This window comes from Prauserella isguenensis (assembly GCF_014191605.1).
Taxonomy (GTDB): domain Bacteria; phylum Actinomycetota; class Actinomycetes; order Mycobacteriales; family Pseudonocardiaceae; genus Prauserella; species Prauserella isguenensis.
The window spans coordinates 1-25,042 of sequence record NZ_JACHWU010000012.1; the positions used below are offsets into that span (position 1 = coordinate 1).

The following is a 25,042-nucleotide window of genomic DNA, read 5'->3' on the forward strand; positions in this document are numbered from 1 at the left end:
ACACCCGCGAAACACTGACTATCATCGAAACCGTGGCTAATCATCCGTTGATCGCTCCATCCATTCTCTCCGCCGACTTCGCACGGCTGGCCGACGAAGTGGCCGCCGTCCAAGGCCCGCCGGGCAGCGGAGCGGACTGGCTGCACGTCGATGTGATGGACGCGCATTTCGTACCGAACCTGACGTTGGGCCTTCCGGTCGTCCAGTCGTTGCAGAAGAGCGCCGACCTGCCGCTGGACTGTCATCTGATGATCGAGAACCCGGACCGCTGGGCGATCGGTTACGCGGAATCGGGCGCCTACAACGTGACGGTGCACGTCGAGGCCGCCGACGATCCGGTCAAGCTGGCCCGGGATCTCCGAGCCGCGGGGTCCAAAGCCGGCCTGGCGATCAAGCCGAACACCCCGCTCGAGCCCTACGTCGACGTGCTCAAGAGCTACGACACTCTGCTCGTGATGTCCGTCGAACCGGGTTTCGGCGGACAGAAGTTCATCGCCGACGTGCTCGACAAGGTGCGGAAGGCACGGACGATGGTCGACACGGGCCACCTGAATCTCGTGGTGGAGATCGACGGCGGCATCAACGCCGACACGATCGAACAGGCGGCGGAGGCCGGTGTCGACTGCTTCGTGGCCGGATCGGCCGTCTATGCGGCCGATGATCCGGGACGCGCCGTCGAAGGGCTGCGCAGCCAGGTGCAGTCGGCGTCGTCACGCAGCCGGTCCTAGTTCCCGTCCGGAACCCGGTCGTGAGCCGGCGTCGACGTCGGCTCGTCTCGGGCATCGAACGAGAATCGCGGCCGGGTCTTCGCAGCATGTGCTGCGAAGACCCGGCCGCGATTTTCGCGTGGATCAGGCTTCGTTTGCGGGTGGTCAGACCCCGAGCATGCGCCGGAGCTCCGGAGCGTGGCGCCGCGAGACGGGGACGAACTCGTGGGAACGCGAGTCCGTGATCAGGAAGAGTTCGCCTTTGATGCCGCGTTCGAGTTCCGCCACGCGCCGCAGATTGACGAGGAACCGTCGATGTACCCGGCGGAACCCGTGGGGCGCCAACGACCGCTCGACGTTGTCCAGGCCGCGCGTCGACGCCTGGATTCGGCCGCGCTCGGTCACGAGCCACACGATGTTGCGATCGGCCTCGGCGTAGCGGATCTCCGTCGGAGCGAGCAGTACCAGGCGGTCGTTGCGGATTCCGATGATGCGCTGCGGCACCGAACCGGCGCTGGGTTCCGAAGCACCCTCGTACGGTTCGCCCTCCTGCACCCCGAAGTAGCACAGCATGCCGACGAGCCGGTCCGAATCGACGACGGGCCGGAACGTCACCGGGGTTTCCTCGTCTCCGTTACCCAGCGGCAGGCACGCGTAGCCGCTCCACTGCGCCGGTTCCCGTGCCCGCTCCTTGGCCCAACGGACCACATCGGACAGTCCCGGGATGTCCGGTGTCCATCGCTGCGCAGGCTCGATCGCACCCGCCACGACGAGGCTGTCGTTCGTCAGACCGAGCAGCGAGGCGGCGGATTCGTTGGCCGCGACCGCGTTGCCACCACGGTCCATCGCCATGACCGGGACACCGACCTCGCCGGCCTTCTTGTTGAACTCGGACCACACCTTGTCGGTCTCGAACATGGCGCGGCGGTAGATCTCCTTCTCGACACACCTCGCTGCCTTGCTGAGCCACTCGGGCGTCAGCGGTGACAGGGGCGCGTTCCACCGCGAGATGTTGATCGACGCCACCGGAGCGGAGGTCACGACGTCGCGGATGGAGATTCCCGCGCACGCCCAGCGATGGAAGGCCTCGCACCAGTGTTCCGGGCCCGTCACGGTGACCGGGCCGGCAACCTCGAGCGAGGTCCCCATACCGTTGGTTCCGGTGCACTCCTCCGACCACGACGACCACGGGGCGAGGTTGTGCAGCTCGGCCCTCCGCTGCGCCGCGGGGTCACCCCACGATCCCAGCACGCGCCCGTCACCGTCGGTCACGGTGACCACGGCACCGTCTCTCTCGACTTCCCTGCCCGCCAACGCGCCGAGCCCGCCGAGCGTCGTGAAGATGACGCCGTTGTCGAGTCGCTGAACGTCCTCGCACCGCGCGCCCGGTGCGACGTCAAGGGAACGGTCCACCTCGTACCGGTCCCGGCAGCGGTACCACGAGGCGAGAATCTCGGGCCGGACGCCTGCCTCGACGTCTTCACCGGCGGCGAAGTTCTCCCAGGCACGCGCCACTTCCGCCGAGGAAGTGGCTTCCAGAGCGTCGTCCGCCACATGGTCGAGTTGGGGACGCCGGCTCGGTGCGATCGCCAGCGGCGGCAAGCCTCCAGCCATGGTGACCTCCTTGTCATCCGCCGTCACGAGCCGCACAGGAAAATCGGACACGGCCCGTGACCGACGACACAGTCTAACGTCGCCGGGTACACGGCCTCAAGAACCGGGGCGTCGTTGCACGCTTCTGCCCCAGTGGTTCGGGCCCGCGACGGCGGTGCCGGCGACACGTCGCAGCCACAGTCGATACGCCGTCCGACCCAGTTCGATCGTGGGCCGAACGGCGGACTCCGACGCGGCATCGGCGCAGGTGACACGTATGTTCGGGCCAGACAACGACGACCCGTGCGGAGTCTGGGGGACGTGCCGGCGGCGTGCTCGGTGCGGCAGCCGGACAGCTCGCCGCGCCCGTCGTTCTTTCACTCCGACAGCCGAACGCACTTCCCGGCGGCGAACCCCGGATGGGTGGATGCGCTTACCGCTGCCGCGCGAACAGCCACCGGTGAGCGCCGCATCGTGACCGTTCGTGGGACGTTCGGCCGCAGTCATCCCAGGCTGCTTGCTCTCGGTTCGAGCCCGCGTTTAGCTTGCGTCCGGCGGAGGCGACGTGGCCCGCCCGAACACCGAGCGGTACGCGCGCGGTCACCGAGTACCCGTGCCACCGGGTCGGCAACAGACCAAAGGCGGTCTTCGATGACAGAAGTAGGCTGGCACGATCCGACATCTCCCAGCGCCGACAACGCGACGGTGTACCGGGCGTGGGAGCGGTTCGTGCGAGGCGAGGAGGATCTCCGCGGCGTGCGTCCCGAGATCGCGATCTCGTGGCACCGTTGCCGGGACCAGCACGGGGTCGACCCGCACCTCACCGAAGCCCCGGTCGCCGTCGCTCAGGTCGACCACGCCCTCGAACACGACGTGGTGATCGCCGAACTCGGGTTCCGTGCCGCCTCCCTGGCACACGAGGTCGGCAACGTGGGCGGAATCGTGACCATCACCGACGGTTCCGGCCGGGTACTGGCCCAATGGGGCGATCAGACGACGAGGAACGTCGCGGCCAAAGCCAATCTCGCGCCGTGGTTCTGCTGGGCGGAGGGCGCCACGGGGACCAACGGCATGGGTACCGCCTTGCTGTCCTACACCCCCGTGCTCATTCGTGGTGCCGAGCACTGGTGCGAGGCCTTCCACGACTGGACCTGCGGCGGGGTGGCGATCCGGGACGTGGTGACGCGCGAGCCGGTCGCCACCCTCAACATCTCGTGCTGGCGCAGTGAGCTCCCGGGCACCGCGGGAACCTGGCTCGGCAACGTCGCCAAGATGACGCAGCGCATTCTCCGCCAGCGCGCTCAGGACGACGGCGCCGAACTGATCGCCGCCTACAGTCACGCCAGGTCCGGCTCGAGGGTGCCACTCGCGGCCGTGGACCCTGCGGGCAAAGTCGTGCTCGCCGACGACACGGCCGCGGTACTCCTCGGTATTCCGGGCTCGACGCCCGCCGCCGATCCGGCGGTGCGGTGGAAGCCCGAGCTTCCGGAGTTCATCGGCGCCGCCCAGTACGCCGCCAAACAAGCGTCCCACAACCCAGGATGGGTCGGCTCGACCCAGATCTTCACGCGACTCGCCAACGAACCGACCTCGGTCACCTTCCGACCGGTCTTCCTGTCCGGCCACCTGGTCGGGAACCTTGTCTCGTTCGGCCTGTCCGACGGCGACCCGCTGCCTCGGACGGCCGACGACGGCGCCGCCCGCACCCAGCCGCAGCGCGTGGTCGGGACGCGTGAGAACCGCATGGTGCTGCTGCGCCTCCCTGAGGTCTCGTTCGCCCAGTCCGACGGCAGCGACGTGTGGCTCTCGACGGACCAGGGCCGGTTGCGCGCCGCGTCGCCGGGACTCGACAAGCTCGAGACCGAGCTGAGCGGTGCCGGTTTCCTGCGGGTGCATCGCCAATACGTGGTCAACCTCAGCCGGATCCGCGAGGTCGAACGCCGGATCAAGGGAGAACTGTGCCTCGTCATGGACGACGAGGCCAACACGATGGTGCCGGTCTCCCGCCGGAACACCCCGGCAGTGCGGCAGTTACTCGAAATCTGAAGGACTTTTTCGGGGCCCGAGGGTCGCCCGCCGTTTTCCACACCCGAGTACCCGAGCGCGAAACGACAGAGGAGCTTTCGAATGGCTTTTCCCGGACTGCAGCACGTCGCGATCACCGTCAGCGACCTGCCACGCAGCACGAAATGGTACTCGGCGCTGTTCGGCGCGGAGCCCGTTCTGGACGAGGACGAAGAGGGCGGCCGGTACCACCACGCCGTCTACGCCCTCGACGGAGGAACGCTGTTCGGCCTGCACACGCACCAGGGACGGGAATCCGGTGAACGCTTCGCCGAGGAACGCACGGGCCTCGATCACGTCGCCTTCGGCGTCGGCTCTCACGCCGAACTGGAGGAGTGGGTACAGAAGCTTACCGAGTTGGGCATTGCGCACGAAGGGATCAAGAAGGCCCATTACGGCAGCGGAGTCTCGTTTCGGGACCCCGACAACATCGCCCTGGAGTTCTTCGCCGCACCCGGGAGCTGACAGCTGACCCGGTGCGGACCGGCCGCGAGGGCCAGCCGCGCAGAACCCGGTAGTGAGAACCGAAGCGGGAGACGAGCCCGGTGATCCGGCCACGGCCGTGTCACCGGGCTCTGCCGTATCTCCAAGAACCGCCGTGTCTTCAGGAGCCGCTGTATCTCCAGGAGCCGCCGCTGTATCGCCGCGTTCGAACGCGCGTCAGCCGCGGAACTTGTGCACGTCGCACGCGCAGTACATGAGACCGCACGTGAAGCAGGCGGGTTTGCCGACGCATTGGATGCAGGGGCCGCACTGCACCGGCTCGTTGTGCCGCGCCAGGTCGCCGGATTCGTAGGAATCCCCGCAATAGGGGCACGGCAGTCGCTCGGTGTCGACGTTCTGGGGTACCGACGACTGATTCATCAGGTCACCTGCTTCTCGTTCGTTCCATCATCGTGATCTCGCCGGAGAATCCACACACGGCCTCGCGCTTCTCTCCTGACGAGAAACACCCGCTCGGCGATCGAAACGTCACGGGGACGATTCGATCACCGAGCGGGTGAAAAGGCAACCGCCGGGCGCTCACCACTGATCGCACATCGGTGTCACGTCGAAAGACGTGTCACCGCGGGAAAACGCGCCACCTCGGTGAGCGCCGGGCGCTCACAGGGAGAACGTGATCAGCGAGGCACCCTTGCCCTGGCCGGACATGCCGGGGACGATGCCCTCGAGCCAGCCACCCCAGCCGACCGGCACCGTGATGTACTGCTTGCCATCGACGGTGTAGGTGCTCGGGCTGCTGTGGTGGCCGCTGCCGCACTGGAACCTCCAGAGCTCCTCGCCGGTCTCGGCGTGGAGTGCGAGGAACTCACCCGTCGGCGTGCCCGCGAACACGAGGTTGCCCGCGGTGGTCAGCGTCGACGCGGCCATCGGCAAGTTGAGGCGGTAGCGCCACTTCTCCTCGCCGTGCGAGTCGAAGGCACTGATCGACCCGGCCATGTTGTCGACGTCGACCTCGACGGCGGCACCCCAGTAGGGCATGCCTTCCTTGAACTCCCGGCGACGGCGGGTGGCTGTGGCGCCCACGTCGGCCACCGGAACGTAGAACAGGTCGTGCTCCGGGTGGTACGACGCGTGAGTCCATTCCTTCGCACCGGCGGGGCCGGGGAAGAAGTGGCAGGGCTCGCCCTCCTTGTCCGGGTACTTGCGCGGCATGAACTTGCCGTCGCGGGTGATGGCGCCCCAGTCGATCCGGTCGACGAACGGCGTCACGTGCTGCAGTTCGCCGTTGGTGCGGTCGAGGACGAACATGTACCCGTTCTTGTCGAAGTGGGCCAGCAGCTTCTTGCCGTCCCGCTCGAACAGGGTCATCTCCATGGTGGAGTCGTAGTCCCACAGATCGTGCGGCGTGAACTGGTAGTGCCACTTGATCTCACCGGTGTCGACGTCGAGGGCGACGACGCTGTCACTGTAGAGGTTGTCGCCCTGCCGGACCTCGCCGTCGAAGTCCGGAGCCGGGTTACCGGTACCCGCGTAGTAGAGGTTCAGCTCCGGGTCGTAGGTGCCCGTGACCCAGTGGTTGGCGCCGCCGCGCTGCCAGGCTTCACCGTCGGCGGGCCAGGTCTCCGAACCGGGCTCGCCCGGCTTCGGCACGGTGTAGGTGCGCCAGCGCTGCTCACCGGTCTCCAGGTCCCAGCAGTCGATGTGGCCGCGAACACCGAACTCGCCGCCCGCCGAACCGGTGATGATGGTGTCCTTGACGACCAGCGGAGCGAGCGAGGCGCTCTCACCGGCGCGCACGTCACCGATGGTCTTCTGCCACACCTTCTCGCCAGTGGTGGCGTCGAGCGCCAGCAGCTGGGCGTTCTGGGTGACCATGTAGACCTTGCCGTTGGCGACGGCACACCCGCGGTTGACGTTGGCGCAGCACAGCGTCACGTCGAAGGGGACCGCGTGCTTGTACCGCCACAGCTGCTCACCGGTGACCGCGTCGAGGGCCCAGAGCAGGCCGTCCCAACCGGTGACGAACATGACGCCGTCGACGACCAGGGGGCACGCCTCGAAGGCGTAGGTCGACGTCGAGGCCATCATGCCGGTCGCGCTCGACTGATGGATCCAGGCGACCTTCAGGTCCTTGACGTTGTCGACGTTGATCTGGTCGAGCAGGCTGTACCGCTTGCCGTCGTAGTCGCCGTAGTAGGTGATCCAGTTGTGCGACTCGTTCCGCGCCTGGAGGATGCGGTCGTAGTTGATACCGCGCGTCACGTCCGGAGCGCGGTGCGGCATGGTGGAGAGCTGGCTGTGATTGATCGCCTCGCCGGCATCGACGTATTCGATGGTCATGATTGGTTCCTTACCTTTCAGGGGCGCGGCTGAGCGGGTCGGTCGAGCTTGGCTTCCGGCGGCACCTCGCCGCTCACGACGATGGCGGCGGTCAGCCCCCTGCCCTCGTCGTTACCGGCCGGCGAGCCGTACCAGTAGTAACCCGGGCCGTCCAGCTCGAGCGTCGCGCGACCCTTCGAGTGGTTCAACAGACCGATGAACTTCCTGTCGCCGTTGCTCGGCAGCAGGCAGGCGTGCGTGTTCTTGTCGTCGTTGATGATCGTCAACTCGACGGTCCCGGCGTGCGGCAGTACCAACACCGAGGGCTCCCACGCCAGAGCGTCCTCGGCGATCCGGATGGTCGCTTCCATCGTCCCGTCGGGCCGCTCGCTCGCCTTCGCGATCGAACCGGTCCCGAGCACGGCACCTATGGCCGCCTTGTTCTGTCCGCCGATCTCGGCCAGGAGCGCCTCACGGTCCTCGGCAATCGTCACCGGACTTCACCTCCTTGTGAGCATGGAATGACGTTGACTGACAGTTTTCGCGGAACATGCCATCTGAGGGAAAACGCCGGGTCCATACGAAAACCCGGACCCGCTCTCCCGCGCTGCGCCGCGGTGGAACCCTGTGCGGCACCGCGATTACAGGTATCGATCGACCCGATTTTTCGTTGCCGTGCCTGTAACGACGTCGACGCTACACATCGGCAAGCCGTTTCCATATCCCTGACCACCGACCGGCTCACCGCCGCCGTTCCCCGGCAGGGAGGTACCGTTCGTGCGGACCCGTCACCGACGGACGTTCCCGCCGCACGAAATGGTTGCGGTGGCCGCGCCGGTAGGCCCGCTCCGAACGTCACCGAGATGGATGATTCAGCCGTGCAAGATGCACTGCGACAGCCGCACAATCCGACTCCTTCCATCCATAATGGACACACGGACGAGTAAAGCCGCCCGGCATGCCATACAAGGCGCGCCGGGCGGCTACGGGATCGCGGTTCTACTAATCCATCTCCACCGGAACGATGCCCAGGAAACCGAAACAGATCGCCCAGTACGCGACATAGAGACCCAGCAACGTCACGCCGTGCCAGCGGCGTAGCTGTCCCGTGGACAGGAAGTACGCCGACAGCATGGTCAACAGCAACAACGCCGGCATGTGCACGGTGAACACGCTCGAGTGCACCATGACACCACCCGCCAGCAGGATGATGCCGAGCTTGCCGGTCACCGAGAACACCACGCTGCCGATCACGTTGGCCACACCGATCTCCGGTGCACCACGCCGAGCCGGCTCCACCGTCAGGAAGATGTCCTCGATGGTGAGTACGAGAGTGGCGATCGTGGCACCGAAGAGGGTCGCCTCGAGGCCGAACTGCTCGAGGATTCCCTCGGTTCCCTCACCCGTGGCCCAGGCGCCCGCGACGACACCGACCAGGGCGAGGACCGCCAGCCCCAGTCCGGCCCATCCGTTGAGCTTGCGCGCCTCCGGGAACGGCATCGCGTCCGAGAAGCCCCGCCCCTGCGTCGGATCCTTCGGCGGTTCCTGCGTCCGAGGGGGCGACACCAACGTCGCGGTACCTCCGCCGCTCTCGCGTGCAGCCGAATAGGCCTCGTAGAGCTCGGCGTCCCGGAAGATCGGGCGTTCCCCGCGGGTCTCGCGCACCACCATGTAGGCCAGGAAGGCGCCGAACACCAACACCAACACGATGCCCGTGATCGGATTCAGCGGGGCGAACGCCACGAACCCGCAGACCACCAGCGGCGAACAGGCGTACAGGATCAGATAGTTGCGTGGGATGCTGACCTTCGTCGGAACCAGCAGGGCGGCCAGTGCGAGCACCACGCCGGGCAGTGAGAGCGCAGTGCCGAACACCAGCCCCAGTGCCGCCCCGTCCATGTCCTCCATGTTGAGCACGAGCCCGAGCGCGATGTCGTCGAACTCGATACCGGTGAAGATGATGGCGAGCAGGAACACCGATATTCGGAGTCCGGCGGCGACCCCCACCAGGTATCCGATCAGCTTCTCGGCGCTGTAGATGAGAATCGCAGCTCCGACGACGAAAAGGGCGATGGCTTCCATGGCACCTCGAACTTCTTCGGTCTCGGCGGACGGAACTCACTCACCGGGCGGTGAGCGTTGTCCCACTTTCGCGTTACCCCGGCCGAGGGGCAACGCTCGAGGCACGGACGTGCGGGATCCCGCAACGGGCGGCAACGTCAGGGGAATGAGCGGCGACACCCGGGTGGAAGTCCACCGCGCCGGGGAACGCGCTGAGATCGAATAGGTGTCTCACCGGCGAATCACACGTGCGGGATGCCGACTCGAACTACGGACGTACGGCCGTCGATCGCGGATATCGCCCGGTCGGCCCTGGGCCATTCGGCCCTACAACACGAAACCAGTCGCGGACATCGGATTCTCTCCGGTGTCCGCGACTGATTGGTACGACGAATATCAGCGGAGGTCGAACCGGTCGAGTTCCATGACCTTCACCCATGCGGACACGAAGTCCCGGACGAACTTCGCGCTCGCATCCTCACACGCGTACACCTCGGACAGCGCCCGCAGTTCGGAGTTCGACCCGAAGAGCAGGTCGACCCGGCTCGCGAACCACCTCACCTCTCCGGTGTTGCGATCGCGCCCCTCGTAGTTCTCAGGACCGTGCCGCTGCTCGCTCACCACCCACTCGGTTCCCATGTCCAGCAGGTTCACGAAGAAGTCGTTCGTCAGCACGCCCGGCGCCGAGGTCAGCACGCCGCCCCGGGAGTCGCCGTGGTTGGTGCCCAGCACTCGCAGTCCACCGGTGAGCACCGTCATCTCGGGCGGACTCAGGGTCAGCAGGTCCGCCCGCTCGACCAGCGCATGCTCCGGCGGCAGTCGCAGGTCAGGGCCCACGTAGTTCCGGAAGCCGTCCGCTTGCGGCTCCAGAACGCCGAACCACGCGACATCCGTCCATTCCTGGGTCGCGTCGGTACGGCCCGGCCGGAACGGCACCTCTATCTCGTGCCCGGCCGCCGCCGCGGCGTGCTCCACCGCGGCACAGCCTCCGAGCACGATCAGGTCGGCCATGGAGATCCGCTTGTCTCCCGGGCAGGACGCGTTGAACCGTTCCCTGACGGACTCCAGCACATCCAGGACCGCACGCAGCTTCTCGGGCTCGTTGACCGGCCAGTCGCACTGCGGTTCGAGACGGATGCGCGCCCCGTTCGCACCGCCGCGCTTGTCGGTGTCGCGGTACGTCGACGCCGAGGCCCATGCGGTCGTGACGAGCTGCCCGACCGTGAGCCCCGACGCGAGCAGTTCGCGCTTGAGCACCGCGACGTCGCCGGCGTCCACGAGTTCGTGGTCCGGTTCCGGAACCGGGTCCTGCCAGATCAGCGGCTCCTCGGGGACCAGCGAACCCAGGTAGCGCTGGATCGGCCCCATGTCGAGATGCGTCAGCTTGAACCACGCTCGCGCGAACGCGTCCTCGAACTCGTCCGGATGTTCCAGGAAGCGCCGGGAGATCGGCTCGTAGCCCGTATCCTGCTGCAACGACAGATCCGTGGTGAGCATGACCGGGTGGTGCTTCGTGTCCGGGTCGTATGGGTCCGGCACTGTGCCCTCGCCCTGACCGTCGGCCGGGATCCACTGCCACAACCCGGCAGGGCTGAGTTCGATGTCCCATTTGTATTCGAACAACGTCTCGAAGAAGGTGTGGTCCCAGGTGACGGGCGTGCGGGTCCACATCCCTTCGAGGCCGCTCGACGTGGTGTCCGGCCCCTTGCCGGTGCCGTGCGAGCTGGCCCAGCCCAGGCCTTGCGCGTGGAGCGGCGCGGCCTCGGGTTCGGGGCCGAGTTCGAGCACCGGGTCCACGAGTCCGTGGGTCTTACCGAACGTGTGGCCACCGGCGATCAGTGCGACCGTCTCCTCGTCGTTCATTCCCATCCGCTGGAACGTCTGGCGGATGTCGCGGCCGGCGAGCACCGGGTCGGGGTTCGTGGCCGGACCCTGCGGATCGACGTAGATCAGCCCCATGTCGCTGGCGGCCAGGTCCTCGTCGAGCTCGCGGCGACCTCTGTGCCGTTCATCGGCCAGCCATTTGTGTTCCGGGCCCCAGTAGGCGTCGTCGGGCTCCCACACCTCGTCACGACCGCCGGCGAAACCGAACGTCTTGAAGCCCATCGACTCCAGCGCCCGGTTGCCCGCGAAGATCATCAGATCCGCCCAGGAAATCCTGCGCCCGTACTTCTGCTTTACCGGCCAGAGCAACCGGCGCGCCTTGTCCAGGTTGCGGTTGTCCGGCCAGCTGTTCAACGGGGCGAAGCGTTGCATTCCGGCCGCGGCCCCGCCCCTGCCGTCGCACATGCGGAAACTGCCCGCCGCGTGCCAGGCCATACGCAACACGAGAGGGCCGTAGTGCCCGAAGTCGGCGGGCCACCAGTCCTGCGGGGTCGTCAGCACCTCGTCGACGTCGCGTGCCAGCTCGTCGAGATCCACCTTGCTGAACTGCTCGGCGTAGTCGAACTCCGCGCCGAGGGGGTCGTTCGAGGGGCCGTGCCGACGCAGCTTCGTGACGTCGACGCGCCAAGGCCACCAGTCGTTGGCGTTGCCGCTCGCCGCCGGATGATTCCTCCGGCGGTCCGGCTGCGCCTCGTTCAGGACCTTGTCGTACGTGCGGTACACGTGAGTGTCGGGATTCTCCGGCATTGGTGTCCTCCCACATCGCACCGAGAGCGAGCCGTCGCTCGCCTCGACACTGCGCACCGGGTGGCCGGCACCTGCGCGATATTCCGGCCGCCCGTCACCACCTCGGCCGGGCCCCTGGGGAGGCCGACCGAAGGTGGCTGCTCACCTCGAAGGTACTGCGCTACCCGCCGGTCGGCAGTAGGTGAGCGGAACAGGACCGCGGCATTGACCGGCGACATGCCGCGGAGCGGGCGTGCACGCCGAACGAAGTCGGCGGCCGCCCGATGAGCCACTCGGAGACGTACTCACCGGTGACTCACTTCCGCCGGATTCCCCCACCCGCTTCCTTGCAGCATGAGGGACGGCCCGGCAGAAACGTAGTGCAAGGCTCCTGCGCGGTTGTTGTTCCGCACGCGGAGCCTTGCACCAACGTAGCCGTGGTCACGACAGGCCGTAGCTGCCCACCGCGATCACGCGAATTCGAGAAACACGGTCAGTGCCGCGCGAGCGTCAGCCCCGGTAGAAGTAACCGGTGGCCTCAGCGCACACCTCGACGACCGTGTATTCCGGAGTTTCCCACATCATGTTTATCCTCCTCGTGTTCGGCATACCCGTTGACCGGACAGCATGATCCGCCGGCTTCGAGGCCACCACCTCGAAACATGACGGCTCGAACGAGCATCCGCGACCGCTCGGAGTTCCTGCAACAGAGATAGGACCAGTGGCCGGTAACCCGTGCCGAACGGCGGCGCGCGCGACATGATCGGAGTGACCGCCGTCACCAGCGGTGCACCTGCCCGCAACCCCGTGGTCACAAGGCCGGAGCGGTACCGGCCGGCAGCCCTGCCTGCGAGCGTCACCCGGACGCGAGTGGCCGTTTCCGACCGGCGTCCACACAGCGTCAACGGCGGCTTCGAGTCTTTCCTGTCGTCGCCCGATCGGACCAGTCCCGCCTCGTGTCCCGCCTCGTGTCCCACAGCGTTGCCCGGAGACGATGACCAACACGTGCCGCGATGACCGGGACTCACCGGACACGCGGACCGCAGAGACCGGACGGACGGCGGCGTGACCGGCACCGGCACCGCCGGCCGATCGGCGCCGTGATTCGTGCGCGACCCGCATCCGACGCCGGTTCCGAGTTCGGCCACGGTTCACGCCCGGGGCGTTCGACGTAAATGCCACGAATTGCTCGCCATAGCGTAATACAATGGCGACCAAACGAATGCCGAACCGCTTTTCGCGCGGTTTCGGACTAGAATGACCGCGTGCGAATTTATCTCGGATCCGACCATGCCGGTCTCGAACTCAAGGAACATTTCGCGAAACGGCTCTCCGGACTCGGCTACGACATCGTCGACGTCGGGCCCGCCGTCTACGACGCCGAGGACGACTACCCGCCGTTCTGCATCGAGGCGGCGCGCCGCGTCGTCGCGGACGAGGGCAGCCTGGGCCTGGTCATCGGCGGCTCCGGAAACGGGGAGCAGATCGCCGCGAACAAGGTGCCGGGTGCCCGCGCCGCGCTGGTGTGGAACGTGGAGACCGCGAGGTTGTCCCGCCGGCACAACAACGCGCTCCTGGCAGGCATCGGCGCCCGGATGCACACGACCGCCGAGGTCGAGCACATCGTGGACGCCTTCCTGACCACCGAGTTCGAGGGTGGCCGGCACCAGCGCAGGATCGACCAGCTGGCGGACTACGAGCGCTCGGGGGAGCCGCCGGCCCTGCCCTGATGATCAGCGGTCCGGCCGGCGTCCCCCGACCGCCGGCCGGACCGCACCGTCGCTCACGGCAGCGCGGCGATTCCGAGCCGCCGTTCGACGTCTTCCCACGGGGCGGCGTCGTCGGCCAACGGCCTGCCCTCGTCACGTGCGGCCCACGCCGTGGCGACGACAGCCTGCAGCAACGCACTGCTGCCGAAGCCGTTCCCGGAACCGTTGCCGGAACCGTGGTGGACGCCCGGATCGTCGGCACGTGGCACCCGGGGAACGCCGCCGGGGCCGAGTTCGAGCAGATGAGCCGCAGGCGAAGCAGGCACGGCCACTCCCGGCGCGAGCAGCCCGCCGAGGTCGGCGGCGACGTACGTCGGGCGCAGCGGCCGCTCCGCCAGTGCCAGGTCGCGAAGCCGGGAGGACCCGCTCAGGACGAACAGCGAGTCGAGACCGGCCGCGTTGGCACCTTCGATGTCCGTCTGCAGCAGGTCGCCGCACACCAGGGTGTCCTCCGGTGCGGTGCCGAGCCGCGACCGTGCGAGGTCGAACAGCGCCGGTTGCGGCTTGCCGACGACGTGGGGCGCTGCGCTGGTCGTCGTCTGCACGAGAGCGACCAGCGCGCCGTTGCCGGGCGCCTTTCCGTACGGCGTCGGCAGCGTGAGGTCGAGGTTCGTCGCCACCCAGGTCGCCCCGCCCTCGACGACCCGGCCCACCGCAGCCAGCTCGGTCCAGGTGATGTCGGTGCCCAGGCCCTGCACGACCGCCTCGACCGGAGCCTCGTCCAGTTCGGCGACGCGGACGGGGGTCAGTCCCGCTTCGGCGAGCGCCTGCGCGACACCCGCTCCTCCCACGGCGTACACGCGCGCCCCTCGGGCCAGCCGCTGTGCCAGGTGCGCAGCCGCGGCCTGTGAGCTGTTGACCACCGACCAGCCGCCCGGCGGCACGCCTATCCCGCGGAGGTGGTCACCGACGGTCTCGGGTGGCCGGGACGCGTTGTTGGTCGCGAACACCACGGGGACGTCGTCGGCCGTCAACCGGGCCATCGTCTCCACCGCGTGCGGGACGGCCGTGTCACCGCGGTACACGACGCCGTCGAGGTCACAGATCAGGCCGCGGTAGCGAGCGATGAGGGGCTCGGTCCGACCGGACACGGTGGCGATCTCTTCCATCATGCGTAGCTGCGCTCCTCCTGCGTACGGCCGGTCGGCACCGGCCTGACCGTGGTGACCAACCGCCGGAGGGGCCGCGGACGGCAACTCCGACGTCGCGCTCTCCTGCGCGGACGGGTTTCAGGCGGCCGAGGCTCAGCCGGCCGTCCGATGCTCCGACCGGACGGACCGGACGATGCCCGGGGTCGAACACATCACCGTCGACTCGGTCGTCGTGCGGTCCGGATAGTGGCCGACGCCGCGCAACAGCTCGTTGCCGGTCACACCGGTGGCACAGAACAGAATTCGTTCGCCCCGCACGAGGTCGTCGGTGCGGAGAACGCGACCGGTGTCCCGGCGTACCTGCTCCCTGCGGTCGGGCCCTTCCGGGCGCAGAAGGGCCTGCAGCGAACCGCCCATGCAGGACAGGGCGGCTGCGGCGAGCACGCCTTCCTCACCACCGCCGGTGCCCAGCAGTACGTCGATGGAGCGCTCGGGGTGTGCTGCGGCGACCGCTCCCGCGACCTCGCCACCCTCGACCAGATGCACCCGTGCACCCGCCTCGCGGATGTCACGCACCAGATCGCGATGGCGCGGCCGGTTGAGCACGGCGGCCGTCACGTCCGAGGTGCCGCACCCCTTGACAGCGGCGATCGCGCGCAGGTTCTCCGCCACCGGCAGGCGAATGTCGACGACGTCGGCGTAGTCGGCGCCGACCACCAGCTTCTGCATGGGTACGGCCGGTGGCGGGTCGTACATCGCGCCGCGCTCGGCCACGGCGACGGCCGTGATCGCGTGTGCCACGTCCCTGGCAGGCGACAGCGCCGCCTCCCCGGCGGAGAGCCCGACGTCGCACGCCGGGCCTGTCCCGCCACCGACATCGGCCCCCTTCGAAAGGGCGGGCCTGCCGTCCGTCCGCTGCCCGCCGAACACGACGACGCCGCGCATCGGCACCGGAAGGATGTGCTCGTGCACGGCCGCCGCGGCCGCCGCCTTGCCCGCGGCGTCGTCGCCGTGCCCGACCCACCTGCCCGCCGCGATCGCGGCCGCCTCGGTCACGCGGACCAGTTCGAGCGCGAGGGTGTGATCGAGCCCCTCGGAGTCGGACAGGGCCGGTCCCGACTCCGGTCGGAGGCGGCCGGAACGTTCACGCATGTCCCACTGCTGACTTCTCATCGACACCCATCCCCTCGGGCCGGTGACGGCACACCGGGTCGACCACCTGCGCCCGGTTCCGCATCACCGGCCGGGACCACCGAAACGCGGTTGACCGGATCGGGACTCATGTCGCCGATCCGGTCAACCGTCCACCTGTCAGAGGTCAGCGCGCCGACGCGTTCGCCACGGCCCGCTCCGAGAGCGCCTGCTGTGCGGCGGCCTCGTTCCCGCTGTCACCCCGCCACGCCTCGAGAGCGGGACCGACCAGCGCCCTGCCGAACGAGTACGTGAGCTCCCAGGGAAGCGATTCCAGCTTCTGCATCGCCGCGAGATTCTGCGTCGCGACCTCGGGACGCTGCCCGCCGGACAGGAACGCGATGCCGGGCACGGACGTCGGCACGGCCGCGCGCAGCGACTCCACGGTGGCGTTCGCGACGTCCTCGACCGAGGGCTGCTCCGGGCACTCCGACCCGGCGACCACCATGTTCGGCTTGAGGACGATGCCGTCGAGCTGCACCTGCATGAGGTCGAGCTCGGCGAACACCGTCTCGAGCACGGAGGTCGTCACCTCCTGGCACTTCGCGAGCGAGTGAGCCCCGTCCATCAGCACCTCGGGCTCCACGATCGGCACCAGGCCACCCTCCTGGCAGAGGCCGGCGTACCGCGCCAGGGCGTGTGCGTTCGCACGCACCGCACCGTCCGTCGGCCGGCCGTCGCCGATGTCGATGACCGCACGCCACTTGGCGAACGTCGCACCGAGGCGCACGTACTCCTCGATCCGCTCCCGCAGCCCGTCGAGGCCCTCGGTGATCTTCTCTCCCGGCGCGCCCGCCAGCGCCTTCGCGCCCGTGTCAACCTTGATCCCGGCGAGAATGCCGATGTCCCCGAGGTACTCAGGGAACGTGCGCCCGTTGGACAGTTTCTGGTGGAACGTCTCGTCGGCAAGGATGATCCCGCTGATCGACTCGGCGAGTTGCGGGGTCGTGACGATCAGCTCGCGGTACAGCCGCCGATTCTCCGCCGTCGCCTCGACTCCGACCTTCTCGAGTCGGGAGGACATGGTCCCGATGCTCTCGTCGGCGGCAAGGATCCCGCGCCTGTTGGAGACGAGCGTACGCGCGATCTTGTTCAGAACTGACATTGAGTTTTGATCCTCCTGGCTCGGTGCCGAGAGTTCGGCAGGTTCACGAGTTGTTCGGCATTTCAGGTCATCGTTTCCATGGACGGCGAACGTAAGTACATGGTTTTTGCGGCATTCGCCTCCGCGATCACGTTGCTCCCGAGCTCCGAAACGCCCTCCACAGGCGGTAACGGGCTTCCCTTCTTCGCGGCGATCTCGACGAGCTCACGCGCATAGCCGGGCAGTGGCCTGCTCTTGCTCCACGCCGCGTAGATCGGCTTCGCCGGCATGTCCCGGTCGAGAGGCACCCAACACAACCTGCCGTCCGCGAGTTCGGACCTCACGGTGGACACGTTCAGCACCGCCACCCGCTGACCGGCGGCGATCGCATGCTTGATCGCCCCGCTCGACGGGAACTCGAGATAGTTCCGCGGCCCTCGTGCGGTTCCCAGCAGTTCCTCCGTGAACTCCCGGATGGCCGAACCCCGCTCGCGGACGACGAGCTGAGCCTCGGCCAGCTCCTGCACCGTGACCGAGCCGGGCCGGTTCGCCCACGGATGGCCCGACCCCACCACCACGGCGAGCCTGTCGTCACAGATGTACTGGGCGATCAGGTCTTCACGGGACTGCTTCGGCACGAGCCCGCCGGACTCGCACCACCCGTCGATGAAGGCGAGATCGACGTGGTTCGCGTGAACCAGCTGGCGGAGCGCGTCGACCTTGCCGGTCTGCACCTCGACTCGCACCTCGCCGAACGCCGCCCCACCGCGGCTGAGCCATTCGGGAATCAGGTTCTCCGAGATACCCGGGCTCCCCGCGACCCGGAGGCGTTTCGCCTCCGACAGCGACGAGCCGGACCCGAACTCGAGCAGTTCGCGCGCAGCGTGCATGACGTTGCGGGCGTACTTGGCCAGCGTCTGGCCGTCCTCGGTGAGCTTGGAACCGGTCGGGGAACGCTCCAGCAGCCGGATCCCCAGGCGCCGTTCCATGGCGCTGAGCCGGATGCTGGCCGCGGGCTGCGACAAGCTGTGCGCTTGAGCGGCCTTGCCCACGCTGCCGTAGTCCTCGACCGACAGCAGCAGATCCAGGTCGGCGAGCTGCGGCATCTTCGACGGGAGAACCACGATTTCACCTCTCGTTCCATCGGACGTCGCGGGTACCATCTCGGGCCCGGGCTGCCCGGCACGTCACGTGCCTGCCGCCCTACGACGCTTCTCGAACACCGCACACCGGTTGCTGGCGAGCCACCGAACTTCCGGCGAGCAGGCCTCGCGCCGCGTCCTGTCGGGGTCGCGGTGTTTCCGTGTCTCGACACGCGTTTCCGCGACGGTGTCCGGTGTCCATTCGTGCGTTCCTCGACCTGCAGCCGGGGTGACAGCTGCGCGGCGAGGTGTGATGAGCGTGCACGGGTGCCGAATGGACCGTCAATCGGTTGTTCACGAACGCGCCGCGCACCGACATGAACGGCGGGAAGCCGGTTACCTACGGGCGGCCACACATGCCGGGCGGTTCGGTCGAATCGCACTCCTCACCGTCTCGACGGGCGGGCTGCCACCCGGGCGGGACGACCGTCCAAACGCGCCGAATCCCCGTGCCGGGCCGGCCACGATCCGAGCACGATCGCCGCACCACAGACGGAAAACTTCGTAGCGACAAGGAAAATCGTTCACCCGAGCCGCGTGAAACGCGCTCACGTTACGCGCCGAGGAGAGCTTCCACAGCGACACCGCGACCATCACGCGGTGCCCCCCCGGTCACGGCCACAGGGCCATTCGTCATCGGCATACCACCACTCGTCGCGCAGCGATGGCCGAAAGTCGGCCTCCTGCCCGAGAATGCGCGACGACAGCGGTCAGTGTTGTGCGTCCGCCGCGTCGCACGCACGCGCCGCCCGGATGACGAGCAGTTCCGCACGCTCCTCCCGGATCACCTTCAGCACACTCTCGGGAAGTGGCTTGCGCTCGAGAAACCTGTCCGTTTCCTCGAGCACGCTCTCCTCCACCTCGGTGAAGCAGGGGTAGAGCGCGCGGGCGAACGACGACAGGAACTCGGTCTCGGCGGTTCCGGCGAGGGATTCCAGCGCATGCCAGTACCGGTCCACGAACGGTGTGAGCAGCGTTTCCTGCCCCGGTCGACGCAGCCCTGCCATGATCGCCTGACGCTCCGCGAGCGAGTGGTCCCCGCTGAACAACCGTGTCCACGCCTTGTCCTTGGCGGCCGGTGACGGGCACGCGGCCTCGGCGGTCAAGGCGTTCCGCCGGCCGTAGTCACCGGGGTCGGCGTCCATCGCCACGTCCACGAGGTCGTCGACATCGCCTCCGGTCGCGGCCAGCCGGAGCAACGCCCGCCACCTCAGGTCCCGGTCGACCTCCAGGCCCGCCCACGGCGACCGCCCGCACACGACGTCGCCGAGCAGGCCGTGGTCGTCGGGTGGGACGACCCCCACCAGAGCCCGCGCGAACGCCAACTGACGGTCGCTCCCTCCGTCGGCACACACCAGGTGTTCCCGCAGGCTGCGCGCCAGCACCGTCACCGTGTCGTGCCCGGTGGCGGGGTCGCCGTACACCAGCGCGGCCCGCGATGCCCGTTCGAGGAGAGCTTCGAGGACTCCGACGTCGCGTTCCCGTGTGCCGTGGGCGAGCACGGCCGAGGCGTAGCTCCGCGCGGACAGGCGGGCGTCCTGCACCTCGTCCCACAGCGCTCCCCACACGACGGCGCGCGCCCGTGGGTCGTCTACTGTGGACAGACTACGCAGTGCTGCCTGCCGGGATCGGGAGTCCAATCTGGTCTTGACGTGACTCACGGCGTCGGCATTGGGAATCACCAGGTCCGGCTCGGTGCCGCCGAGTTCCGTCAGGCCGTGCTCACAGGCCGGCGGGTCGACCGACACATCCACGGGTGTGCGGGGCACCAGTTCCACGCCCCGGTAGTCGAACGCGGCGACCCTGACCGCCAGGTGCCTCGGTTCGACCCGTGGGTCCGCGTTCTGCACCACCCGGGCACCGCCGGCATCCCGGCACACCTCGACCGTGTTGATACCGGGCCGCAGAAGCCATTCGTCGACCCACCGGTCGAGATCCGCGTCCGAGAACCGCCGCAGCGCCGCCACGAAGTCGTCGAGGCCCGCGTTGCCCCACGCGTGGGTCCGCAGGTAGGCCCGTACGCCCGCGACGAAATTTTCCCACCCGACGCGTTCGGCGAGGTCGTGGAGCACCGCTGCGCCCCGCCGGTACACGATCGGCCCGAAGTTCGACCGTGCGGCGTCGGTGTCGGCGGTGCTCACGCGGATCGCGTGGCTGGTCGGAAGTTGATCGGCGCGGCGCGCCAACGGCAGGTCGTGGTGCGCGAACGACGTCCAGCCCTCGCCGTACGGTGTCGCTTCCGGCTGCGCGACGACCGCCAACATCGTCGCGAAGGCCTCGTTCAGCCACAGGTCGTCCCACCAGCGCATCGTCACGTAGTCGCCGAACCACATGTGCGCCATCTCGTGCGTCAGAAGGGACGCTCGTCGCCGTCGCGCGTCCTCGGTGACGCGGTGCCGGAACAGGAATCGCTCGTTGAGCGTCACACAGCCGGGGTGTTCCATCCCCCCGAACGCGTACTCCGGGGCGAAGACGTGATCGTACTTCGCGAACTGGTACGGCAGGTCGAACAGCGTCTCGTAGAAGTCGAGGCCACGGCCGAGCACGTCGAACAGCTCGGGTGCCTCGGCGTTGAGCTCGTCGTAGAGCGAGGGGCGCGCGTACAGCGCCAGCGGAACGTCACGATGCCGGGAACGCAGCACCCGGAACGGGCCCGCGGCGAAGGCCACCAGGTACGTCGGCAACGGTGGCGTGCGCGCGAACCGCCACGTCGCCCGGTGACCGCCGGACGGTGGCGGCTCCTCGGGATCGGTGTTGGAGACGGCCACCCAGGACGGATCGACCATGAGCGTCAGGTCGACGGTGGCCTTCAGGTCGGGCTGGTCGAAGCACGCGAACACGGTGTGCGCCGCGAACGGTTCGAACTTCGTGTGCACGTACACGTTCCCGTCGAGCGGGTCACGGAAGTGGTGCAGGCCCTCGCCCGTGTGCGAATAGGATGCGGAACCGGACACCCGTACCGAGTTCCAGCCTTCCCGCACGTCCAACCGGACGCGCCGGCCATCGAAGGCGTCCGGGCCGGAACGACGGCCGTTGCACTCGACCGACTCGACCTCCCCGACGAAGTCGAGGTGGACGACCGTGTCACTCGAACTCGCGTGGAATCCGGCGACCGTCCTCGTCCCGAACGTTCGGTCTCCCGTCGTGAGATCGAGTTCGACCTCGTAGTGCACATCGGAGATCACGGCCGAACGGGCAACGGCTTCGTCCTGCGTCAGCGCGCTCTCCCCCGCGCCGCGGCCACCGCCTGCCATGCGTCACGACCTCCGCGCCGACACGGTGGGCCTGCGGTAGACGAGCTGCTCCCCGTCCCCGTCACCGTCCCCGTGCGCGTCCCCGTGGGCGCCGTCGTTGGCCCGGTCGAGCGCGTCCTGCACCAGGTGGTGGTCGGGCGAGTGGATGCACACCGGGTCGGTACGGCCGGCGTCACCGGTCAACGCGAACGCCTGGCATCGGCAGCCGCCGAAGTCGAGTTCCTTGCGGGAACAGCTGCGGCACGGGTCCGGCATCCAGTCCGTTCCCCGGTACGCCTGGAACGCCGGGGACTCCGCCCAGATCCACTCCAGGTCGTGATCGCGAACCGACGGGAACTCCATCGTCGTGATCTCCTCCGCGACGGGACACGGGTACACACGGCCGTCCGGCGAGACGGTCAGTGCCGTCTGCGCCCACCCGCCCATGCACGGCTTCGGATAGGGCTCGTAGTAGTCCGGCAGGATCCAGAGGAGCTCCATCCGCCCCTCGAGTTCGGCCTTGCGGCGCTCGTACACGCCGACCGCCTCGTCCAGCTGCGTTTTGCTCGGCAGCAACAGTTCGCGGTTGCGCAGCGCCCACCCGTAGTACTGGGTGTTCGCGAGCTCGAGTCGCTCGGCACCCCACTCCACGCAGACGTCGATGATCGCGTCCAGCCGGTCGAGGTTGACCCGGTGCAGGACCACGTTCATGTTCAGCGGCAGTCCGGCGTCGCGGATGATGCGGGCGGCCGCCTCCTTCTTGTCGAACCGTTTGCTGGCCGCGACGAGGTTCGTCGACTCGGCGGTGTCGCCCTGGATGCTCAGCTGGGCGCTGTTGAGCCCCGCCGAGACGAGCGACTCGGCACGGCTTTCGGTGAGCCCGAGACCGCTGGTGATCAGGTTCGTGTACAGCCCCAGCCCGCGACACTCGGCCACCAACGTCTCCAGGTCACCGCGAACGAGCGGTTCTCCCCCGGAGAAGTGGACCTGCAGCACGCCGAGCTCGGCCGCCTGCCTGATCGCCCGCAGCCAGTCGTCGGTGCCGAGCTCGGCGCTGCGTTCGAACAGCTCCACCGGGTTCGAGCAGTAGACACAGTGCAGCGGGCACTGGTGCGTGACCTCGGCCAGCAGTCCGAACGGTTGCGGCATCCCGGTCATGTGACCACCACCCAGCCTCGTCCTCTCGCGTCCTTCAGAAAAGTCATGACGTCGTTCAACAGGTCGGTCGCCTCGAAGTCCCGCTCGAGCTGTTCCACCACCTGCTGTACGGTCCGGTTGCCGTCGCAGAGTCCGAGGATCGCCGCCCCGGACTTGTTCAGGAGCACGACTCGTTCCGGCAACAGCAACAGTTCCACGTCGCGGACGTTGTCGTGTCTGAGCATCGCCTTGCTGGCCAACCGGGGTACGGCCGTCAGTTCGCTCTCGTCCATCGTCAGCTCTTGCTGTACTCGAGTTGTACGGCGTCCAGCAGGCTCCAGAGCACGTCGCACTTGAACTCCAGCGCCCGCATGCAGGCGTCCTGCTGCTCCCTCGTCGTCGCGTTCTCGATCACCAGCTCGAGCAGGTGCGCGATGTCCTTGGGCTGCTGCGTGAGCCGCGCCCTGAAGTACTCCAGGCCCTCCGACGCGATCCACGGGTAGTGCCGCTCCACGTCGGAGATGCGCTTGCTGAGCAGGTCCGGGGCGAACAGCTCGGTCAACGCCGACGCCACGGACTCCAGCCACGGCCTCGTGCGGCAGAAATCCACGTAGGCATCCACGGCGAACCGTACCCCGGGAAGCACCGATTCGCCGTCGAGCAGTTCCTGCCGGGTCAGGCCGACCGCTTCACCGAGCCCGATCCACCTCTCGATCCCGCCCTCGTCGCCGGTGCGGCCGTCGTGGTCGATGATGCGCTGGATCCACCGCCTCCGGTCGTCGCGGCCCGGCAACTTGGTCAGGATGAACGCGTCCTTCACCGGAAGGTTCACCTGGTAGTAGAAGCGGTTCCGCACCCAGCCGCGAAACTCCTCTTCGGACAGAGTGCCCGCGTGCATGCGTTCGTTGAACGGGTGCAGATGGTGGTACCGCTGCTCCCCGATCGCACGCAGCTGGGCCTCGAATTCCTCGGCGGACCGAGCGTTCATACTTCCACCTCCAGGCCTGCTCGACCGACCTCGATGCCCAGGTCCGTCAGCCGGCGCCGTTCCTCGGAGTCTTCGTCGAGAATCGGATTCGTGTTGTTGATGTGGGTGTAGATCTTCCGCCGTGCGGGCAGTTCCGCCAGCCGGCGGGCCGATCCGTCGTCGCCGCTCACCGGCATGTGCCCCATGGAACGGCCCGTCCGGCCGCCCGCTCCGCGACAGGACATCTCGTCGTCGGTCCAGAACGTGCCGTCCACGAAGACACAGTCCGCCGATTCGACCTCCTCGGCGAAACTCGCGTCCCACCGCGGCAATGTCGGCGCGTACACGGCGGTCCCTCCCGTCACCGTGTCCTCCAGGCGGTACCCCACCTCCCAGTCCGAGGGGCCGCGCGACGACGAAGCCCCGACGTACCGGGGCGGCTTGGAACCGGTCAGGAAGGCGGTGGCACGCAGCCGGTCGTCCAGCGCGACCGGTTCCCCCACACCGACCAGCGACCAGGACAGTTCGGCGTAGTCGCCGAGCAGGTCCCGGATCGGGAAGTTCAGTCGCAACGCCTCCAGCACGGGGTAGGTGCCGTACACGGTCAACGACGACTCCTCACGCAGCATGAGAAGGCCGATGGTGTGGTCGAACTCCGCGTCGGTCAGCAGTACGCCCGCGACCGGCGTCTCCCGCACTCCCGGGCCCGGGTGCAGTGCCGGGTCCGCCGCGATCTGGTGGTGGACGTCCGGCGTCGCGTTGAGCAGAAACCACCGGTCGCCGGCACCGGACACCGCGATCCCGGCGTGTTTCGTCGCGAGTTCCGGTTTGGCGCGCGCCTTGCGACAGCCTTCGCACGCGCAATTCCATTGCGGATAACCTCCGCCTGCCGCAGCTCCGAGGCAATGAATAAACACAGTCGCGAGAACAATCCTTCACAGACGACGGAGACGATGACGGACCGGATCGAGATCCACTGCGCGCGAACCGGCTGCGCGTGGGCCAACTGTTTCCGGACCCACTGCGGCTCGATCCCGTGCGCCCGGATCCCCTTCGTCCGCTGATTCAGAAGCGTGTCGCCTCATGGCGTCCTCCCTCGCATTCGACCACAGGCGACGGCCGCAGAAATGCAGGCTTCATCGCCGGCGGAGGGTCGAGGCAGGGCGATCATCCGGAATCGTCGCACTGCGCTCGGCTTGTCGCCGTCCAGCTTCTTCGCCCCGGCCCGGCGTGACAACGGATCAGGCATGACCGGGGACGAATCACTGACGAACGGTGGGCAGGCCGCCACGGACGGACCGCGCCGCGTGCCGTGCGATCACCGTGGCGTCACCGGCGGTGCGGAGCCCGCTGCCCAGCGGTTTCGCGAGTCGTCGACCGGCGATTACTCGAACGGAGTAGCAACGGGCGGGTCGTCCGGTCGCAGCGGTCGGGGTGTGCAGGCTGTCCGGCCACGGCGGTACTCGCCGCGCGGACCGTCCCTCGCGAGCAGGTGTCGAACGGCCCTGCGCGCAAGGCGGGTGCGGCCGAAACACATCGACCGCACCCGCCGGTACCCGGCAGTACCGCACGCCGCCATCGGACGCGTTTTCCAGTCTGATCCGAACCACCGCGACGACGGAATCCCAAC

General features: G+C 68.1%; 19 protein-coding genes. 4 read left to right on the plus strand and 15 right to left on the minus strand.

Annotated features, from left to right (window positions below; all coding sequences use genetic code 11):
* Positions 1–47: 47 nt before the first annotated feature.
* Positions 48–728, plus strand: coding sequence for a ribulose-phosphate 3-epimerase (gene rpe, locus FHS23_RS22750; RefSeq protein WP_183659545.1), 681 nt, complete (start codon positions 48–50; stop codon positions 726–728).
* Between the two features lie 144 nt (positions 729–872).
* Here the strand turns inward: rpe and FHS23_RS22755 are convergent, their stop codons facing one another.
* Complete coding sequence (locus tag FHS23_RS22755) at positions 873–2,321, minus strand: DNA-binding protein (protein WP_183659515.1); 1,449 nt, start codon at positions 2,319–2,321, stop codon at positions 873–875.
* Between the two features lie 630 nt (positions 2,322–2,951).
* Here FHS23_RS22755 and FHS23_RS22760 point away from each other — a divergent pair.
* On the plus strand, positions 2,952–4,346 hold the full coding sequence (locus FHS23_RS22760) for a DNA-binding protein (RefSeq protein WP_183659517.1): 1,395 nt from the start codon (positions 2,952–2,954) through the stop codon (positions 4,344–4,346).
* 81 nt (positions 4,347–4,427) lie between these two features.
* The gene (locus FHS23_RS22765; RefSeq protein WP_183659519.1) at positions 4,428–4,829 is read left to right on the plus strand and encodes a VOC family protein; all 402 of its coding nucleotides are present in this window, start codon (positions 4,428–4,430) and stop codon (positions 4,827–4,829) included.
* Between the two features lie 195 nt (positions 4,830–5,024).
* Here the strand turns inward: FHS23_RS22765 and FHS23_RS22770 are convergent, their stop codons facing one another.
* From FHS23_RS22770 to katG, 5 genes are all read right to left on the minus strand, one after another.
* A complete protein-coding gene (locus FHS23_RS22770) occupies positions 5,025–5,228 on the minus strand; it encodes a recombination activating protein 1 (RefSeq protein WP_183659521.1) in 204 nt (67 codons plus the stop codon).
* 240 nt (positions 5,229–5,468) lie between these two features.
* On the minus strand, positions 5,469–7,148 hold the full coding sequence (locus tag FHS23_RS22775; protein WP_183659523.1) for a PQQ-dependent dehydrogenase, methanol/ethanol family: 1,680 nt from the start codon (positions 7,146–7,148) through the stop codon (positions 5,469–5,471).
* Positions 7,149–7,165: 17 nt separating this feature from the next.
* Entirely contained in the window at positions 7,166–7,621 is a 456-nt protein-coding gene (locus FHS23_RS22780; protein WP_183659525.1) for an MSMEG_3727 family PQQ-associated protein, read from the minus strand.
* Between the two features lie 508 nt (positions 7,622–8,129).
* Positions 8,130–9,209 (minus strand): sodium:calcium antiporter, encoded by a 1,080-nt coding sequence (locus FHS23_RS22785; RefSeq protein WP_183659527.1) that lies wholly within the window; start codon positions 9,207–9,209, stop codon positions 8,130–8,132.
* 375 nt (positions 9,210–9,584) lie between these two features.
* On the minus strand, positions 9,585–11,819 hold the full coding sequence (gene katG / locus FHS23_RS22790; RefSeq protein WP_183659529.1) for a catalase/peroxidase HPI: 2,235 nt from the start codon (positions 11,817–11,819) through the stop codon (positions 9,585–9,587).
* A 1,244-nt stretch (positions 11,820–13,063) separates the two neighbouring features.
* Here katG and FHS23_RS22795 point away from each other — a divergent pair.
* Positions 13,064–13,528, plus strand: a complete 465-nt coding sequence (locus FHS23_RS22795; protein ID WP_183659531.1) for a ribose-5-phosphate isomerase — start codon at positions 13,064–13,066, stop codon at positions 13,526–13,528.
* 53 nt (positions 13,529–13,581) lie between these two features.
* On the opposite strand, the gene FHS23_RS22800 is transcribed toward FHS23_RS22795, so the two are convergent.
* The 9 genes from FHS23_RS22800 to pqqB all read right to left on the minus strand — a co-directional run bounded on the left by FHS23_RS22800 (position 13,582) and on the right by pqqB (position 24,329).
* The gene (locus FHS23_RS22800) at positions 13,582–14,679 is read right to left on the minus strand and encodes an HAD-IIA family hydrolase (protein WP_183659533.1); all 1,098 of its coding nucleotides are present in this window, start codon (positions 14,677–14,679) and stop codon (positions 13,582–13,584) included.
* Between the two features lie 132 nt (positions 14,680–14,811).
* Positions 14,812–15,831: a fructose-bisphosphatase class II gene (locus FHS23_RS22805; protein ID WP_246382658.1), complete on the minus strand. Its 1,020-nt coding sequence runs from the start codon at positions 15,829–15,831 to the stop codon at positions 14,812–14,814.
* Positions 15,832–15,976: 145 nt separating this feature from the next.
* Positions 15,977–16,954 (minus strand): class I fructose-bisphosphate aldolase, encoded by a 978-nt coding sequence (locus FHS23_RS22810; RefSeq protein ID WP_183659535.1) that lies wholly within the window; start codon positions 16,952–16,954, stop codon positions 15,977–15,979.
* A 62-nt stretch (positions 16,955–17,016) separates the two neighbouring features.
* Positions 17,017–18,057 carry a LysR family transcriptional regulator gene (locus FHS23_RS22815; protein ID WP_343054202.1) on the minus strand — a complete coding sequence of 347 codons (1,041 nt, stop codon included), beginning with the start codon at positions 18,055–18,057 and terminating at the stop codon, positions 17,017–17,019.
* A gap of 728 nt (positions 18,058–18,785) precedes the next feature.
* The gene (gene pepN, locus FHS23_RS22820) at positions 18,786–21,329 is read right to left on the minus strand and encodes an aminopeptidase N (protein WP_183659537.1); all 2,544 of its coding nucleotides are present in this window, start codon (positions 21,327–21,329) and stop codon (positions 18,786–18,788) included.
* A 3-nt stretch (positions 21,330–21,332) separates the two neighbouring features.
* The gene (gene pqqE / locus FHS23_RS22825) at positions 21,333–22,457 is read right to left on the minus strand and encodes a pyrroloquinoline quinone biosynthesis protein PqqE (protein ID WP_183659552.1); all 1,125 of its coding nucleotides are present in this window, start codon (positions 22,455–22,457) and stop codon (positions 21,333–21,335) included.
* Between the two features lie 5 nt (positions 22,458–22,462).
* Positions 22,463–22,738: a pyrroloquinoline quinone biosynthesis peptide chaperone PqqD gene (gene pqqD, locus FHS23_RS22830; RefSeq protein ID WP_183659539.1), complete on the minus strand. Its 276-nt coding sequence runs from the start codon at positions 22,736–22,738 to the stop codon at positions 22,463–22,465.
* A gap of 2 nt (positions 22,739–22,740) precedes the next feature.
* Positions 22,741–23,433, minus strand: a complete 693-nt coding sequence (pqqC, locus tag FHS23_RS22835) for a pyrroloquinoline-quinone synthase PqqC (RefSeq protein ID WP_183659541.1) — start codon at positions 23,431–23,433, stop codon at positions 22,741–22,743.
* The gene (gene pqqB / locus FHS23_RS22840; RefSeq protein WP_183659543.1) at positions 23,430–24,329 is read right to left on the minus strand and encodes a pyrroloquinoline quinone biosynthesis protein PqqB; all 900 of its coding nucleotides are present in this window, start codon (positions 24,327–24,329) and stop codon (positions 23,430–23,432) included. Before pqqB ends, pqqC begins: the two co-directional genes overlap by 4 nt.
* Between the last annotated feature and the right edge of the window lie 713 nt (positions 24,330–25,042).

Bases quoted from the DNA above. Each gene is read 5' to 3' on its own strand.
- pepN (WP_183659537.1), bottom strand. From the start codon at position 21,329: ATGGCAGGCGGTGGCCGCGGCGCGGGGGAGAGCGCGCTGACGCAGGAC.
- FHS23_RS22775 (WP_183659523.1), bottom strand. From the start codon at position 7,148: ATGACCATCGAATACGTCGATGCCGGCGAGGCGATCAATCACAGCCAG.
- FHS23_RS22800 (WP_183659533.1), bottom strand. From the start codon at position 14,679: ATGATGGAAGAGATCGCCACCGTGTCCGGTCGGACCGAGCCCCTCATC.
- FHS23_RS22770 (WP_183659521.1), bottom strand. From the start codon at position 5,228: ATGAATCAGTCGTCGGTACCCCAGAACGTCGACACCGAGCGACTGCCG.
- pqqC (WP_183659541.1), bottom strand. From the start codon at position 23,433: ATGAACGCTCGGTCCGCCGAGGAATTCGAGGCCCAGCTGCGTGCGATC.
- FHS23_RS22810 (WP_183659535.1), bottom strand. From the start codon at position 16,954: ATGTCAGTTCTGAACAAGATCGCGCGTACGCTCGTCTCCAACAGGCGC.
- FHS23_RS22785 (WP_183659527.1), bottom strand. From the start codon at position 9,209: ATGGAAGCCATCGCCCTTTTCGTCGTCGGAGCTGCGATTCTCATCTAC.
- katG (WP_183659529.1), bottom strand. From the start codon at position 11,819: ATGCCGGAGAATCCCGACACTCACGTGTACCGCACGTACGACAAGGTC.
- FHS23_RS22765 (WP_183659519.1), top strand. From the start codon at position 4,428: ATGGCTTTTCCCGGACTGCAGCACGTCGCGATCACCGTCAGCGACCTG.
- FHS23_RS22755 (WP_183659515.1), bottom strand. From the start codon at position 2,321: ATGGCTGGAGGCTTGCCGCCGCTGGCGATCGCACCGAGCCGGCGTCCC.
- pqqE (WP_183659552.1), bottom strand. From the start codon at position 22,457: ATGCCGCAACCGTTCGGACTGCTGGCCGAGGTCACGCACCAGTGCCCG.
- FHS23_RS22805 (WP_246382658.1), bottom strand. From the start codon at position 15,831: ATGAGAAGTCAGCAGTGGGACATGCGTGAACGTTCCGGCCGCCTCCGA.
- FHS23_RS22760 (WP_183659517.1), top strand. From the start codon at position 2,952: ATGACAGAAGTAGGCTGGCACGATCCGACATCTCCCAGCGCCGACAAC.
- pqqD (WP_183659539.1), bottom strand. From the start codon at position 22,738: ATGGACGAGAGCGAACTGACGGCCGTACCCCGGTTGGCCAGCAAGGCG.